This is a genomic window from Pseudomonas sp. PGPR40 (genome assembly GCF_022014505.1).
Classification (GTDB): domain Bacteria; phylum Pseudomonadota; class Gammaproteobacteria; order Pseudomonadales; family Pseudomonadaceae; genus Aquipseudomonas.
The window spans coordinates 13,691-26,329 of sequence record NZ_JAKLSP010000002.1 but is presented as its reverse complement, the minus strand read 5'-3'; the positions used below and the strand labels follow the sequence as shown (position 1 = coordinate 26,329).

At 55.5% G+C, this 12,639-nt stretch carries 14 protein-coding genes and 1 pseudogene; all 15 read right to left on the bottom strand.

All coding sequences use genetic code 11. The annotated features are described in order from the left end of the window. Position 1 precedes the first annotated feature (1 nt). The 15 genes and pseudogenes from MEB48_RS01990 to MEB48_RS01920 all read right to left on the bottom strand — a co-directional run bounded on the left by MEB48_RS01990 (position 2) and on the right by MEB48_RS01920 (position 12,442). Complete coding sequence (locus MEB48_RS01990; protein ID WP_237881378.1) at positions 2-361, bottom strand: TIGR03745 family integrating conjugative element membrane protein; 360 nt, start codon at positions 359-361, stop codon at positions 2-4. Between the two features lie 19 nt (positions 362-380). Further along, positions 381-614: a TIGR03758 family integrating conjugative element protein gene (locus tag MEB48_RS01985; protein WP_030132238.1), complete on the bottom strand. Its 234-nt coding sequence runs from the start codon at positions 612-614 to the stop codon at positions 381-383. Further along, positions 611-946 carry an integrative conjugative element protein, RAQPRD family gene (locus MEB48_RS01980; protein WP_237881376.1) on the bottom strand — a complete coding sequence of 112 codons (336 nt, stop codon included), beginning with the start codon at positions 944-946 and terminating at the stop codon, positions 611-613. Before MEB48_RS01980 ends, MEB48_RS01985 begins: the two co-directional genes overlap by 4 nt. A gap of 184 nt (positions 947-1,130) precedes the next feature. After that, positions 1,131-1,880 (bottom strand): TIGR03747 family integrating conjugative element membrane protein, encoded by a 750-nt coding sequence (locus MEB48_RS01975; RefSeq protein WP_237881374.1) that lies wholly within the window; start codon positions 1,878-1,880, stop codon positions 1,131-1,133. Then, positions 1,877-4,006, bottom strand: a complete 2,130-nt coding sequence (gene traD, locus MEB48_RS01970; RefSeq protein ID WP_237881372.1) for a type IV conjugative transfer system coupling protein TraD — start codon at positions 4,004-4,006, stop codon at positions 1,877-1,879. The genes MEB48_RS01975 and traD overlap by 4 nt, the downstream gene beginning before the upstream one ends. Before the next feature lie 2 nt (positions 4,007-4,008). Beyond that, positions 4,009-4,437 (bottom strand): integrating conjugative element protein, encoded by a 429-nt coding sequence (locus tag MEB48_RS01965; protein WP_442969049.1) that lies wholly within the window; start codon positions 4,435-4,437, stop codon positions 4,009-4,011. Continuing rightward, complete coding sequence (locus tag MEB48_RS01960; protein ID WP_237881370.1) at positions 4,434-5,009, bottom strand: transglycosylase SLT domain-containing protein; 576 nt, start codon at positions 5,007-5,009, stop codon at positions 4,434-4,436. The genes MEB48_RS01965 and MEB48_RS01960 overlap by 4 nt, the downstream gene beginning before the upstream one ends. Then, positions 4,994-5,712, bottom strand: a pseudogene (locus tag MEB48_RS01955) (TIGR03759 family integrating conjugative element protein). The gene MEB48_RS01960 and the pseudogene MEB48_RS01955 overlap by 16 nt, the downstream one beginning before the upstream one ends. A gap of 8 nt (positions 5,713-5,720) precedes the next feature. Continuing rightward, positions 5,721-6,368 carry a hypothetical protein gene (locus MEB48_RS01950; protein ID WP_237881368.1) on the bottom strand — a complete coding sequence of 216 codons (648 nt, stop codon included), beginning with the start codon at positions 6,366-6,368 and terminating at the stop codon, positions 5,721-5,723. Further along, positions 6,365-6,892 carry a PFGI-1 class ICE element type IV pilus protein PilL2 gene (gene pilL2 / locus MEB48_RS01945; protein WP_237881366.1) on the bottom strand — a complete coding sequence of 176 codons (528 nt, stop codon included), beginning with the start codon at positions 6,890-6,892 and terminating at the stop codon, positions 6,365-6,367. Before pilL2 ends, MEB48_RS01950 begins: the two co-directional genes overlap by 4 nt. Positions 6,893-7,060: 168 nt before the next feature. Then, a complete protein-coding gene (locus MEB48_RS01940) occupies positions 7,061-7,363 on the bottom strand; it encodes a hypothetical protein (protein WP_237881364.1) in 303 nt (100 codons plus the stop codon). A gap of 135 nt (positions 7,364-7,498) precedes the next feature. Next, positions 7,499-7,966 carry an STY4534 family ICE replication protein gene (locus MEB48_RS01935; protein ID WP_237881361.1) on the bottom strand — a complete coding sequence of 156 codons (468 nt, stop codon included), beginning with the start codon at positions 7,964-7,966 and terminating at the stop codon, positions 7,499-7,501. A gap of 130 nt (positions 7,967-8,096) precedes the next feature. After that, positions 8,097-8,504 carry a hypothetical protein gene (locus MEB48_RS01930; RefSeq protein WP_237881360.1) on the bottom strand — a complete coding sequence of 136 codons (408 nt, stop codon included), beginning with the start codon at positions 8,502-8,504 and terminating at the stop codon, positions 8,097-8,099. A gap of 231 nt (positions 8,505-8,735) precedes the next feature. After that, positions 8,736-9,962: a DNA cytosine methyltransferase gene (locus MEB48_RS01925; RefSeq protein WP_237881358.1), complete on the bottom strand. Its 1,227-nt coding sequence runs from the start codon at positions 9,960-9,962 to the stop codon at positions 8,736-8,738. Positions 9,963-10,426: 464 nt separating this feature from the next. After that, positions 10,427-12,442: a DNA topoisomerase III gene (locus MEB48_RS01920; RefSeq protein WP_237881355.1), complete on the bottom strand. Its 2,016-nt coding sequence runs from the start codon at positions 12,440-12,442 to the stop codon at positions 10,427-10,429. Positions 12,443-12,639: the final 197 nt, after the last annotated feature.

The following is a 12,639-nucleotide window of genomic DNA, read 5'->3' as shown; positions in this document are numbered from 1 at the left end:
CTCACAGAATTCCGGTGGCTTTGGTCAGCAACCAAATACCGACCACCAACATGACAGCGCCTACAGCAATGCTCAGACCGAACTGCCCCCAAGTAGAACGCCCCGTATGAATTTCCGAGTATCGGGTGTAAGCGTGGTAACAGACGCCAATAAACATGGAGGCAACTACCAGCAAGGCCACCAGCATGACGATGTCGTATCCATAGTTTTGCATCGTCTCCATGATGCCTTTGCCGGCACCGCGGGAAGGGTCCTCCATGGTTGGCAACTTGCCTTTGGCCAAGGCGAGGGAGGGGAGCGTTGTACCGTAGGTCGCAATGGCTATGGCGGGTCGTTTGAAGTGCGGGGAATACCAGTTCATGGGAGGGAATTCCATTGGCTCATGAAAGGAGGACAAATGTCAGTACCAGGTACATCGCGGTGAAGCGGATCACCACGCCCAGGAACTGTCGTTGGTTCAGGCGTTGCTCAGCCCAGCCCGAATAAGCCGTGCGTATTGCCCAGGTGCCCCAGAGCAACATCGTGGCAAAGACAGCGCAGGTCAGCGCGGAAGCTGTGATCGAAGGGGTAAAACCACCGTTTGCCTGGAAAGCTGCAATCTGTGCGGCAGTCATCGGGTAGGCCCCGTTTCATCGAGGTAGCTACCATGCAGGGGAATTGAGTCGCGAGGCGTTGCGCGTTGGGGGGCCAGATAGTGTTGGATTCCGGTGCTAACGCGGTGGATGTCGGCGCGCAAGCGGGCATAGTTGAAGCGATAGCGTGATCCTTGATCACTCAGGATATCGCCTGGGATGGCAAGACGATCAATTGCGTTCAGCTCACGCAGCAGCGTTGCTAACCGGATGTGTTCGTCAGATACCTCGTTAGCTGCCGCTGTGGTTTCACCCAGAAGAGCGAAGAGCAATAAAGCAGTCTGTAAGGTTCTTGGGTATTGGCTGTTGATCATGGTTGAGCTCGTTCTGTCCAATCAGACGGCCCAATACTGCAAGCGGGTGAAATTCCACACTGCAATCAATCGGATTTTGGTAGATCCCGTATTGCGAAATTGCTCAGGGGGCTAGAAGGTACGACAATGCGCCATCATTGATGAGTGCAAGATGATTTGAAGATGGGACGATCGTTACCGATGGCTATAGATATTTCTTAAAGCTACCTGCTGTGATCGCAAGGGCTAGTCCCAAAAAAATCGCACTGGGGAGCAGGATCAGAACAGCATTCACGCTCATCGGTAATGCCAAATATAAAACCCAAGGCCATGTGATCAATGGCATCACGCAAGCTTTGGCTCGATGGTAGATGTAGCCCGACTCACGGCCTGCACCAAAACGACGAATGTCCCTGCGCACTAGTCCGTCCACCAGTCCGATGAAGGCTGCTATCACGAACAGTGGCAGCGTCAGAAACAGCACCAGCAGTCGAACAAAGAACACCAGCACGGTGTAAGCCGCAGCGATCAGGCCGTTCTCCAAATGTGTATAGAGCGTCCCGACGTAATATCGGGCGGTTCGCGCACTGTCATTTTGAGCTGCACGAGCATTCTGCGATGTGTTCTGCACCCACTTGGCGATACCGGTTTTGACCAACACCCCGTCATGCGCCATCTGGACGAGTGCTTGGGTGGTACGACCGGGTTCCTGCACCAGCGCGCTTCGGCTGAAGTCCTTGGACAGCTGGGCCAGTTCAAACTCGAACATTTGTTGTGAATGCCGCCAGCCTTCCTCGGGCCAGAAGAAGTACATACCTGCACACTCAATCACAATGCTCAGCATCAGCGATCCAAATAGCAGGCCCACAAACCGAAAGGGCAGCGTCAGCAGGCCAATCAATAGTCCTTGTTGTCGCTGCTGCTGACGTTGAGCCGTGGCCGCTGAATCACTCATTCATCTCTCGGTTCATGCTGTGTGATTTCTTCGAGAAGATCCGCGGGCAGTGGCGCATCTTGATCTTGATTCACTGTCGGACTCCACCAGTCATTCGCCGGGACATAGCGTTTGCGCATGTACCCGGCCATCGTTTGCAAATCCTTGGGCATGACTTCATCAGGATCCGGCGCAGGCAAGGGCATACGGATTTTCCAAAGCTGACCTCCCTCGATCAGCCCAAAGGCCTGTCCTTTGGGCAGGGCCACTACGTGCGCTGGTTCAATCATCGGAACGCTGGTCGTGGTGACCCGATCTTGAGTGTTGGAGGTGAAAGCGGTGTTGCCCTGCGGGTCTGAGCTGTCAGTGGCTGCGCTCATCACCGACGTCGTGTAGACCTCGACCTTGGGTAATTGCTTGGTAAGCAGTTCAGCTGTTGCGGTTTCACGTACTCGTAGCATGAACAGGTTGTTGAAGTTGCCGATGACTTGGCCAGCCTTGGCACGATTGCCGATCCGCGCCTCGATGTCGCTCAGGGTCTGAGTGTAGGCTGTCACCTGGATGCCAGCGCCGCCACCTTTGTTGATCATCGGGATGAACTCGTCGCCCATCAGTTCGTTGAATTCATCGGCATGGACATTGATGGGGATTTTCTTGTCCGCAGAGGCCCCGGGTAGTCCATCATCAACTCCAAACTTGTAGATGTGGCCTGCAACAGACACCAGATCCGAGAACATCGAATTGCCGACGGCAGACGCGACTTCAGAATCGGACAGCGCATCGAGGCCGACGTAAACCACAGCCCGTTTACGGATGACCTGCATCCAGTCAAAGATCGGCCGCGGATCCTCCAGATCCATGTAGTCCGGTGCCAACAGTTGCGCAATGTCGCCGGTGGTAAGTTTTTCCAACAGCGGCAGGAGCGAGGCTACGATCTTGTCGAAGTAGGTACGGTCATAGCGCACGGCTGAGCGCAGTCCATCGAGAACAGGATCATACAGCCGCGCCTGGGACAGGTATTGCTCGATCGCCACAACGCGTTTCTCGCGCCCCATCATGTTCCGTGGAATATTTTTCTCGTTGAGTTTGGCCTCGATCTGCACGATGACATCCCAAGCCTTGGGCTCATGTTCGGCGAAAAAATACGCGGCATATTCGATAAATAGGGCATCAATGTTGATGACGTGACGCTGGATCAGTAGGTAATCCGGTCGCTGCCCCAGTTCTACCAATGCCCGGGCAATGATGTTGACAAAGCGCCAGGCAAATTCCCTGAACGCTGCAGAGTTGCCTTCGCCTGACAGTTGTCCGGCAATTCGGGAGGCCACTTCGGTGATTCGCCCGAACCGGCCGATCGCGTTGTAGCGGGCCGAGATCGAAGGTTGCCCTAGGTGAAATACATAGAACTCACCGTCACGGCCCGCACGCTTGGCTTCGACGTACATGCGTTTGAGTAGCTCGGCATCGCCCTTGGGGTCAAAAACGACGCAGACCTCGCCACGGCGAATGTCCTGGGTAATAAATAGTTCGGCCAGTCGGGTCTTGCCGACACGTGTCGTGCCCAGCACCAGGGTATGGCCAACGCGTTCACCCAAGGGCAGGGTGACATCGACCTCTTGGGACTCAACAGCATGGAGCCTGGGCAATCCACCCACTGGCGGTAATGGTCTGACAGGGTTCAGCGGGTGATCCATGCCAGTGAGCCGAAGCAGTTGGCTCAGGGGGTGAGGTGCGAACTCCAGCCGTGCTTCTAACCGACGCGCCAACTGGTACAGCACAGAGGGCTCAACGTACTTTCGGAACTCAGGTCGGTAGGTCTGCATCAGCCTATGGGTGTGACGTTGATCCCAACGAAAACCCTTGCCGACAAACAAGCGTTGATGACTGACAGGGATCTCACGGCTGGTCATCACATAGCGCGGCAGGCGCCTCATTTGCCGGCGATAGCGCAAGACAGTGCAAGCCTGTTTCAGGCGAACCGCACCAAGGGCGGTGCAAGCGAGCGCGGCGCCCGTCCCAATGGATGGGGTGAGCGCCAGTGACCAAGGGGCTGCGAGGCATAAAGCAGCCGCTGAACCGCACACGGCAACGCTGTACAGTTCAACGGCCGGTCGCAGTAGCGTTTCAACGGCATGGGACTGCGTCATCCCTACTGCTCAATGCTGCTGGCTGTGATCAGCACAGGATAGTGCCGAAGATTCAAGCGCTGGGCCAGGTCATCTGCTGATACTGGGGAGAGCGTCAGTCCCGGGGCGGCCTGACGAAGGTCCAAAAGTGCCGCCTTGGACTCGATGTTGACCACTAGCCCTACAGCTTTCAATTTCCTCAGCAGCGGTAGTCGCTGCTTCAACCACGTCCGTGAGGATGCGTCCTCGCCGATCAGGAAAAACGCTGGTAACCCCGCGGCGTCCAATACGCGGCGTTGAACAGTGCCAGGTGACAAAGCCTTCGAACGGACCGGCAACATGTCGTCTTCACTGTAGCGTGCTTCCGCGTGCTTGGGTGTCATCACTTCAGCAACGCACCAGTTGCAGCTCATTGCCCAAAAAGCACATACCCATGCATAACGTATTTTCATGGCCGGTAGCTCCCTGTCCAAACCAACTGACTCAGATGCTTGCTGACACTGCGTCGATAACGCGCTGCCAAAGGGCCGCCAGCAGGTCGGTGGTAGCGACCCGCAGCAGCCAGCCAGTCTTCACCGTTACGGTATTGTTCGCGCAAAATGAGTGCTGCAATTGCAAGGTTTCTATGAGGATGTAGCAGTTCACACGGGTGTCGGTAGAACCGCCTCTGATGGCCCAGGTTGATTTGGGTCAGGCCGGCGTCAATCCGTGTAGCTGGGTGGTGTTTCAAGGCCTGCTGCAACGCTCTGCACGCGTCAGCCTGTTTTTCGAAATAGAGAGCGGTTCCTGAAATATTCAGTGTCCAAGGCCAAGGCAGGCGCCGACCTCGCAACGCAACGCCGCTCTCTTGCAACGCCACGGCAAACAGCACAGCCGAAGGAACCCCGGCTTGTCTGGCCGCAACACCATAGGCCGGTGGAGGAACCAAAACAGATTGGGCGATAGACTCGGGAGCAATGTCCAGCAGAGTGGCACAACTTAAAAGGCGCAGCAGTGTGCTGCGCGGGTTTATTGACGCAGCCATTGGCCATTCACCTCGTGCATCACCGCCGGCAACTCGCCTTGAGCGCCGATAGATACCCAACGCCCATTGTCGTGATTGATTGTGATGGATCCGTCACGGATTTTGATGGGCTTGATGCCGACTTTCTGGGCCCATTGGCGGATGCGTTTGTCGTTTGGTTGACTGCCAACAACGTAGAGATCGAACGCTGAGCCTGAGGCCTGCAACTGTTTGACCCGATGTTCACATTCAGGACAGTCGTATCGGACGAAAACCGCTTTTCTCTCGGGCGCCTTGATCGTCAAGGGACTTTCATGGGAGGAAGGTTGACCAGTGCCATCCCCGGGTACCGATCTTTCCAAGCCTGATCATAGGCTCGCTGGTAGGACAATAATTTCTCAACGCGCGCTGCTTCAGCGTCCACTTGAAGCAGTGCATAACGCTGGCGCTCAATATCCGTACGTGCCTCAATTCCTAACGCGCTCAAAGGATCCAGGTTTGGGGAGTAGGTGCCCAATGGGCCCTGCATCAGGGTTCGAAAGCGATCGAGCTCTTCTTCCCGCAAACCCCACTGCTGAGCCAGCAACGCTTTATCAATCGGCAAAGCATCAGATGAGTGGTGTTTGCTGTTGGTTTCTACCAAGATTTTTGTACTGGGTTCCTGCGCATGAGCACCGAATAGCAGCGACAGGAACATTGGAGGCAATAATAGAAAACGGGACATGATCACTCCTATCGAATATTCAGGCGATGTGTCACGCCATCGGCAACAAACACTGCGCACTGTTCGTCAAAGCCCTCAAGCCTCCAACCCGCGTAGGATTCCCCAATCCGCATGAGCCGACTTTGATCCAGTGCCTGGGTTCCCATCGGGACAATGGACAGGAAACGTTCACCGCCACGCAGCTCCCAACCGAGAATCTGGAAAGATGGCTCAGCAGGCTTTTTCGGTTTGCGGGGAAGGGAGGCGGGTTTATTTGGGGCCGGAAAGTGCATCAGTTGTTTCTGACCAGACTCGAGCTGCAGTACGCGCTGTAGCAGCGCTTGAAAGTCCGTTTGAGGCTGGTGGGTGACCGCCATTGCCTTCTCTATGTCGGTGATGCGTCCGTTGAGGGCTGCAGACAGATCGGTCATTTCTGTACGAGTCACAGCATTTGGAGACTGCTGTGCATTCAAGATGGACAGCTCCAGTCCCATGACTCGATCTTCAAGGTGTTGAAGGTCTGTCGAGTCAGCTTGCTCTACAAGACGCTGCGTTAGTTCCGATAGCGATATCTGATGAGAGATGAGCATGCAGCAGGCCACCGACAGCAGTAGGGGAGGCGTCCAGCGTAGAAACCGTGTGCGAAGTGTTGTGTTGGAGATGGTGGAGTAAATCATAGGGTTGCCTCCGGAGGGACAGAAGCGATCGCAGATATCCCGGCAGCTGCGCTGCCAGCCGACGGGATGAAACAGATCTGGCGAAGACGTTCGTTAGTCTGTAACGACCAAGCAGGGCCGGCGAGCATCTGCAAAGCATCGCGCAGTTCCATTGGGCCGAGCTTCAGGTGAGCTGCCGGAAGGGGGAGTGCGAACAGCATCGCGTTTTCAGGCGTGCTGTCACAGAGTCGATATCCCGATCGCAACAGGACATAGCTCAGAGCGTCACCGACCGAGATGAACCAGGTAGAGGGAAGATCGATATCGATGACTTGCAGCAGAAGGTTCTGCTGCGCGGCTTCTGGTGCCAGCTCAACCAGGGTGTAGCGACCGTAGCGTTGGACGGGAATGTAATGCTCTGAAGGTCGTGGTGCAGCCTTCTCCACCTCCGGCGCAGTGGGTAGTAATTCAATGGTTTGACAGCCCGCAAGCGTCAGACTGTTCAGCAAAATGAGTGGGATAAGGCGAGCATTTGGCAATGGCATACGCTGGGTTCCTGGATGTGATCCGAGGAACATCTCAAACGGGCGTCTCGGTGGCAGCGAACAATCTGGAATGAGAAGTCACCCGATTCAATGTCACATAAAAAAACGGCCCCCGAGGAGGCCGTTGAGATCAATACTTGAAGTTCTACTAATGCCTGACCGCAGGCTTCAGTATTCTTCAGGCAGAAGAATGGTGGTCACGCTGCGATCTGCTTCGGTGATGATCCACAGCTTCAGCCCAGGTTCGACGTCATAGACGGACATCAGTCGATAATCTGATATCAGCGCCTCTTCGTTGAGCTGACGATCTTCGTCGCAGATGTCCCCCCAGTCGCCTAGCATGTGACGGCCGAAGTAGTGAAACGGATCTAATCGCTTCGATCTCATCAGTGCGTCGACACCCGGTGTTATAACCAAAGCGCCGAGCTCGGACATGGGTTTGGCCGAATCACTAAACTTGAGAATAATCATGGTCTGTTGCCTTCTCAAAAATGAGCCATGACCCCCCTCGGGAGTCATGGGCTCACGAGGGTGGGTAGAAAGACTGAACGTCTTCTATGAGTTACTACATTGAGGAAAAACCAAGAACCGTTACCGGATCTGAAATCAAACTGCGGGTTGCGCTTCGGCCACTGGCTCAGGCAGGGAGTCCGCTATGTGCGTTGAATCTTCAGTGGCGGATTCACGTTTGTGCACCATAACGCCATCGATCTTGATCCAGTTCAACAGGAGTAGCCGGGCCTTGAAACTGACACCCAATTGCCCCTTGTTGATGCCTTTGGAGTAAGTGAAGGTATCCACCCAGGGATCTCCGAGGCGAAAACCGACCAGGACTTTGCGCTCTAGCTCAACGGCTTTGGCGCAACGCCGAATCAGATCTTGTGCTTCTTCGCCTGTGACACGTACATCGAAGCGCCGATACTCCGGACCGTCGGTTGGACCATTGAGTGCTGCGATGTCGCAAGCTAGAAACGATTCGCCTTTCTTGAGTTTCACCTCGCGTATGCGATTGAGATAACCCAGTCCAGTAATATGAAGATCGAAGTAAGTCACTTCGGAAAACGGTTTGTTCATGACGTGCCTCCAGGCTAGAGAAAGCAGGTGGAGGCTCGTCGCCCCAAGGGGACTGTTGCCCCCGTTAGGTGAGTGGATCAAATGCCCAAAGGGAAAACTTATGGTTTATCCCCATGAGTGAATGGCTGGGTTACCAACCGTGATAGTGCATGACCAAGGAAGCGATAACGTCGCGTCGCTCAAGGTCTAGAAGTCCCAAGTCAGCTAAACCTCTGATTCCCACCCTTTTGAGCAGAACGCTACGTTCATCGGTGTCGTAGAAGCTGACCAGAGCTACAAGGAATATCCGCTCATTGGTGCTCAGTACATCAATGGCGTTATTGATCATCAGCAGATTGGGACGTAGATCCCACCTGCATTTGCTCTTGTCGAAACCGGTTTTAGTTCCGTCACCAAAGTAGGTGGGACCGGCTAATGAAACACCTTGTTTCCAGGCAAAGAAAAAAGCTGCCGCTGTGCTGTCGAAATTGATGGGCGGCTGAATGATGGGCGTGTGCTGAGACAGTGAGGAAAGCTGAGAAATGGTTAAATTTTTCATGAGAGTAACTCCTAATGATCTGAGTAGCGCGAGTTCCAAAGGGATTTGCACGATGGATGACAGGCATCAACGCCTTTTAGGGCGCACGTCCGCAGAAACGATGCTGGGCGGACTGGCATGGTCAACGTGAGAGGATTCACGCCGCAGCCCTGAAGACCTCGGCTGCCTGGGCAGGTACTGATACGTGATCAGCGATGCGTAACGAAAGAATGTTCCTCGTGTGCTTACCTGTCAGCGATCAATACCTTCATGCGCTTGCCCTGATTCCGATAGCGTTGCCAAGAGTCGTTTGCCAAGCCAGACAAGGCAGGGCACCGCCATGGTGTTGCCAATGGCCGTGTAACGAGGCCCGTCAGCAGCCATCAGCATCCAGCCGCTTTCCGTGATCTCCCACAAGTCAAGCGGGCGGCTGCGGCTTACGCGCCTGATCGCGTAATGGCGTCGAGGGATCCTGGTATAACCACTGGGCAGACCTTGCAAGCGTTCGCACTCATTGGGGAGCAGGCGTCGGGCTCTGTGACGGATCGGAATGATCCGCTCTATTTCATTGTCACTGGCCTCAACGCACTCAGTGCTCAAGCATTGGCCCTCATCCCCAGTCGCGCAGACGACTATGGCAACGTCGTGATTGCAAGTCAGGGTGGGGCAGCACTCCAATGCGGCTTCAGCACCTCCTTGGCCGTTCGCCATGCCATAAGCGTTGTTGAAAGCCTGGGCGCGCACTAGTCCATTGTCCGTTTGAGTGCCAGCTCCAGAAGGCGAGGTAATATTCGTTTCCTGCGTTCGGTGCGGCGCAATATCCCGGCGCGGGCTTTCGGACTCAAAAAGTACCGCGGCGGGATCAAACCCTGTTCGAGCACTTGCGACAAGGAACACACGACAGCGTCGTTGGGCCACGCCGAAATATTGGGCATCCAGTACGCGCCAAGCGATTGTTCTTTGGGGGCCAAACACAATACCCGCGTGCGACCACGTCTTCCTTGGCGGCTGAAGTTCCCTTTCTTCACCAGCCAATGCTGCGAGAAAGCAGCCAAAGGCATTGCCTTTGTCGCTGAGCACACCGGGGACGTTCTCCCAGACAATGATGGATTGCGGTTCGTTTCGACAGATTCGGACTTGGTCGATGGCATTGGCTAACTCCACGTATTTGAGGCTGAGGATGCCTCGGGGATCCGCCAACCCTGCACGAAAGCCGGCGATGCTGAAGGCCTGGCAGGGTGTGCCCCCGATCAGGATGGGCGGAGCAGGTACGCTCTCATTGAGCACCTGACTAACCAGTTGTGTCATATCCCCCAGGTTCGGAACCTCAGGGTAGTGATGGGCCAGTACTGCACAGGGAAAGGGTTCGATCTCGGCAAACCAGGCCGGTGTCAATCCAAGCGGTTGCCAAGCGACGCTGACCGCTTCGATGCCGCTACAGACACTGGCGTACTGCAGGTGGATGGAGGGTTGATTCATGGGCTATGTCCTTTTCAGTGCGCCTAATCACCAAGGCAATGCAGTGCCTGGCGCGATAGTTGGGGAAAGGGACAGAGGTGCCGAAGGTTGGACCTTCGGCTGAAAACAGAGAAGCCACCGGTGGGCTGCGCGGGCGTGTGGCGGTCGTCATTACCAGACGCCGTGACAGCGTTCATCCCCGATCCTTAACGTGGCGTGGATCGATATCGTGAGGCACACATCCGCGTACAAAAGGAACCCGTTATTTGACCGGCGGGCGCCGGCACTGATTACGTCCACCCTGAAGGGTCTCCTGATCGCCTTGACTGAAAGGCGCTCAGGGGATCCTTCAAAATGGATCTTTTCAAAGACAGTAATGGGCAGTAATTGCAGCAGTGACGAACCGTTCCTTCACGTCGCCGATCAGATGATCGGGTTAAACGCGCACATGTTTCAGAAGGCGATAGGTGCTTGGGCAGGGTCGCTCAGTAGCTTTTAGGCTTTGAACGACGTGGCTTTCTGTGGCTTGACGTAGAACCTGTTTGGGCGACGACAGGTAGTACGCCTTTACACTCTGGATACCTTGAGCATGACCAAAACGCGCCATGCTTGCCATGACGTTGACGCATTGATGCACCGCACAATGGACAGGTTGGGCCGCCAGGCGTATGGATCGACAGCGTCGTCGTCCGATAATGCTCGACCAACTGTGTGATCCAGGTCGTTTGCTTGGCGATGAAACTGTCCAGAGTCATTTGACCGGTCTCGATCATATCGAAGGCCTGTTCCCAGATCGCGGTGGTTGCCGGGTCTGCGATGGCGGAGGGAACTGCATCGATCAAGGTGAATGCTGCCTCAGAGGCCCGGACGGATTGCCCCTTCTTGTACAGGTAACCTCGGCTCAACAACCCGCTGATGATGTTGGCCCGCGTTGCTTCTGTGCCGATACCCGACGTGTCCTTGAGTGTCTGCTTCAGCCGTGGGTCAGTGACAAGTTTGGCCACTCCCTTCATGGCTTTGATCAGTTCGCCCTGGGTGAGTGCTTTCGGTGCCTGCGTCTTGAGCGCCCTCAACTCCACCTGTTGCACACTGCAACAGCTACCGGAGGTCAATGGGGGCAGAATCTGGCTTCGTTGTGCGGATTCATCCTCACTCGTTGCAGGATCACTTTCTAAGACCCGACGCCAGCCCGACTCCACGATATGTTTACCGTTGGCTTGCAGTGTGTGTCCACCACAGGTGAACTGCACACAGGTGCGGTCGTATTCGTGGTGGGGCAGAAACTGGGCCAGGTAATGGGCACGGATCAGTTCGTAAACAGCCTGTTCGTTCTCACTCAGGGCTTCCATCCTGAATGGCTCCAGCGTCGGGATAATGCCATGGTGCGCGCTGACCTTATTGTCGTTCCAGGCGCGCGAGCGCTGCTGTCGATCAACTGAACGGGTCAGTGCCTCCACGCTCGGGTCGCTAATAATCAACGAGTCCAAAACCGTCGCTGCCTCAGCCAACATGTTTTCGGGCAGATAACCTGAATCAGAGCGCGGATAGGTGGTGGCCTTGTGGGTTTCATACAACGATTGCGCAATATCCAGCGTCTCCTGCACACCGAATCCGAATCGCCGCGAGCAGACCTCCTGGAGCGTGCTCAGATCAAAGGGCAGTGGCGGTACCTCTCGAACGCGCTGCGTCTGCACTTCGATCACCTGCGCGTCCTGAGCTTGACGAAGGTTTTGAAGTGTCTGGTGCGCCACAGCCTGTCGAATGCAGCGACCAGCATCGTCGGTGGCATTTTGTGGTGCCTCCCATTGTGCCAAAAATGGCTGTCCCAGCTGCGACAGACGAATGTCGATGACCCAGTAGGGCACCGACACAAAACGTTCGATCTCCCGATCGCGGTCAACCACCAGCCGTAACGTTGGTGTTTGCACGCGTCCCACCGACAGCACCCCTGGGTGGCCACTTTGGCGTCCGAGCAGCGTGAACAATCGGCTCATGTTCATGCCGATCAGCCAGTCGGCCCGTGAACGGGCGAGGGCGGAGTAATACAGCCGCTCGGTTTCATCTGCCGGTCGCAAGCTGACGAGCGCTTTACGAATCGACGCTTCGTTGAGCGCCGACAGCCACAATCGCTGAATTGAACCTTGGTAACGGCACAGGTCCAGTATCTCGCGGGCAATCATTTCGCCCTCTCGATCAGCATCGGTTGCGATCACCAGCTCGCTCGCCTTAGCCAGCAACTGTTTGACGATCTTGTATTGGGCAGCAGTGTCCGCCTTGACGTCCATACGCCACTTGACCGGAATGATGGGCAGTTGATCCAGAGACCAGCGCTTGAAGCGTTCGTCGTAGGCTTCGGGAGGTGCTGCTTCAACCAGATGCCCGATGCACCACGTCACGCTGATGCCTGAGCCGTTGTAGCAGCCGTTACCACGCTGAAGGGCGCCCAGTACCCGGGCAATGTCTTTGCCCTGGGAGGGTTTTTCACAAAGAAAAAGTCGCATGTCATGACCTTGAACAGGAACTGAGATGCGCTTGACGATGACTTAGGGATTGTGGGGGGTGCGAGTTTCAAAGCGATTCAGTCTGTGGCCTATTGAGCATCCACAGATACGATGGAGGTAGTTGGCAGTCAGTAGTTTTTGCCACAGAAGATTCGTTTTGTGCCGCGAGGCTGGAACAGGATGGACGTCAGTGGACA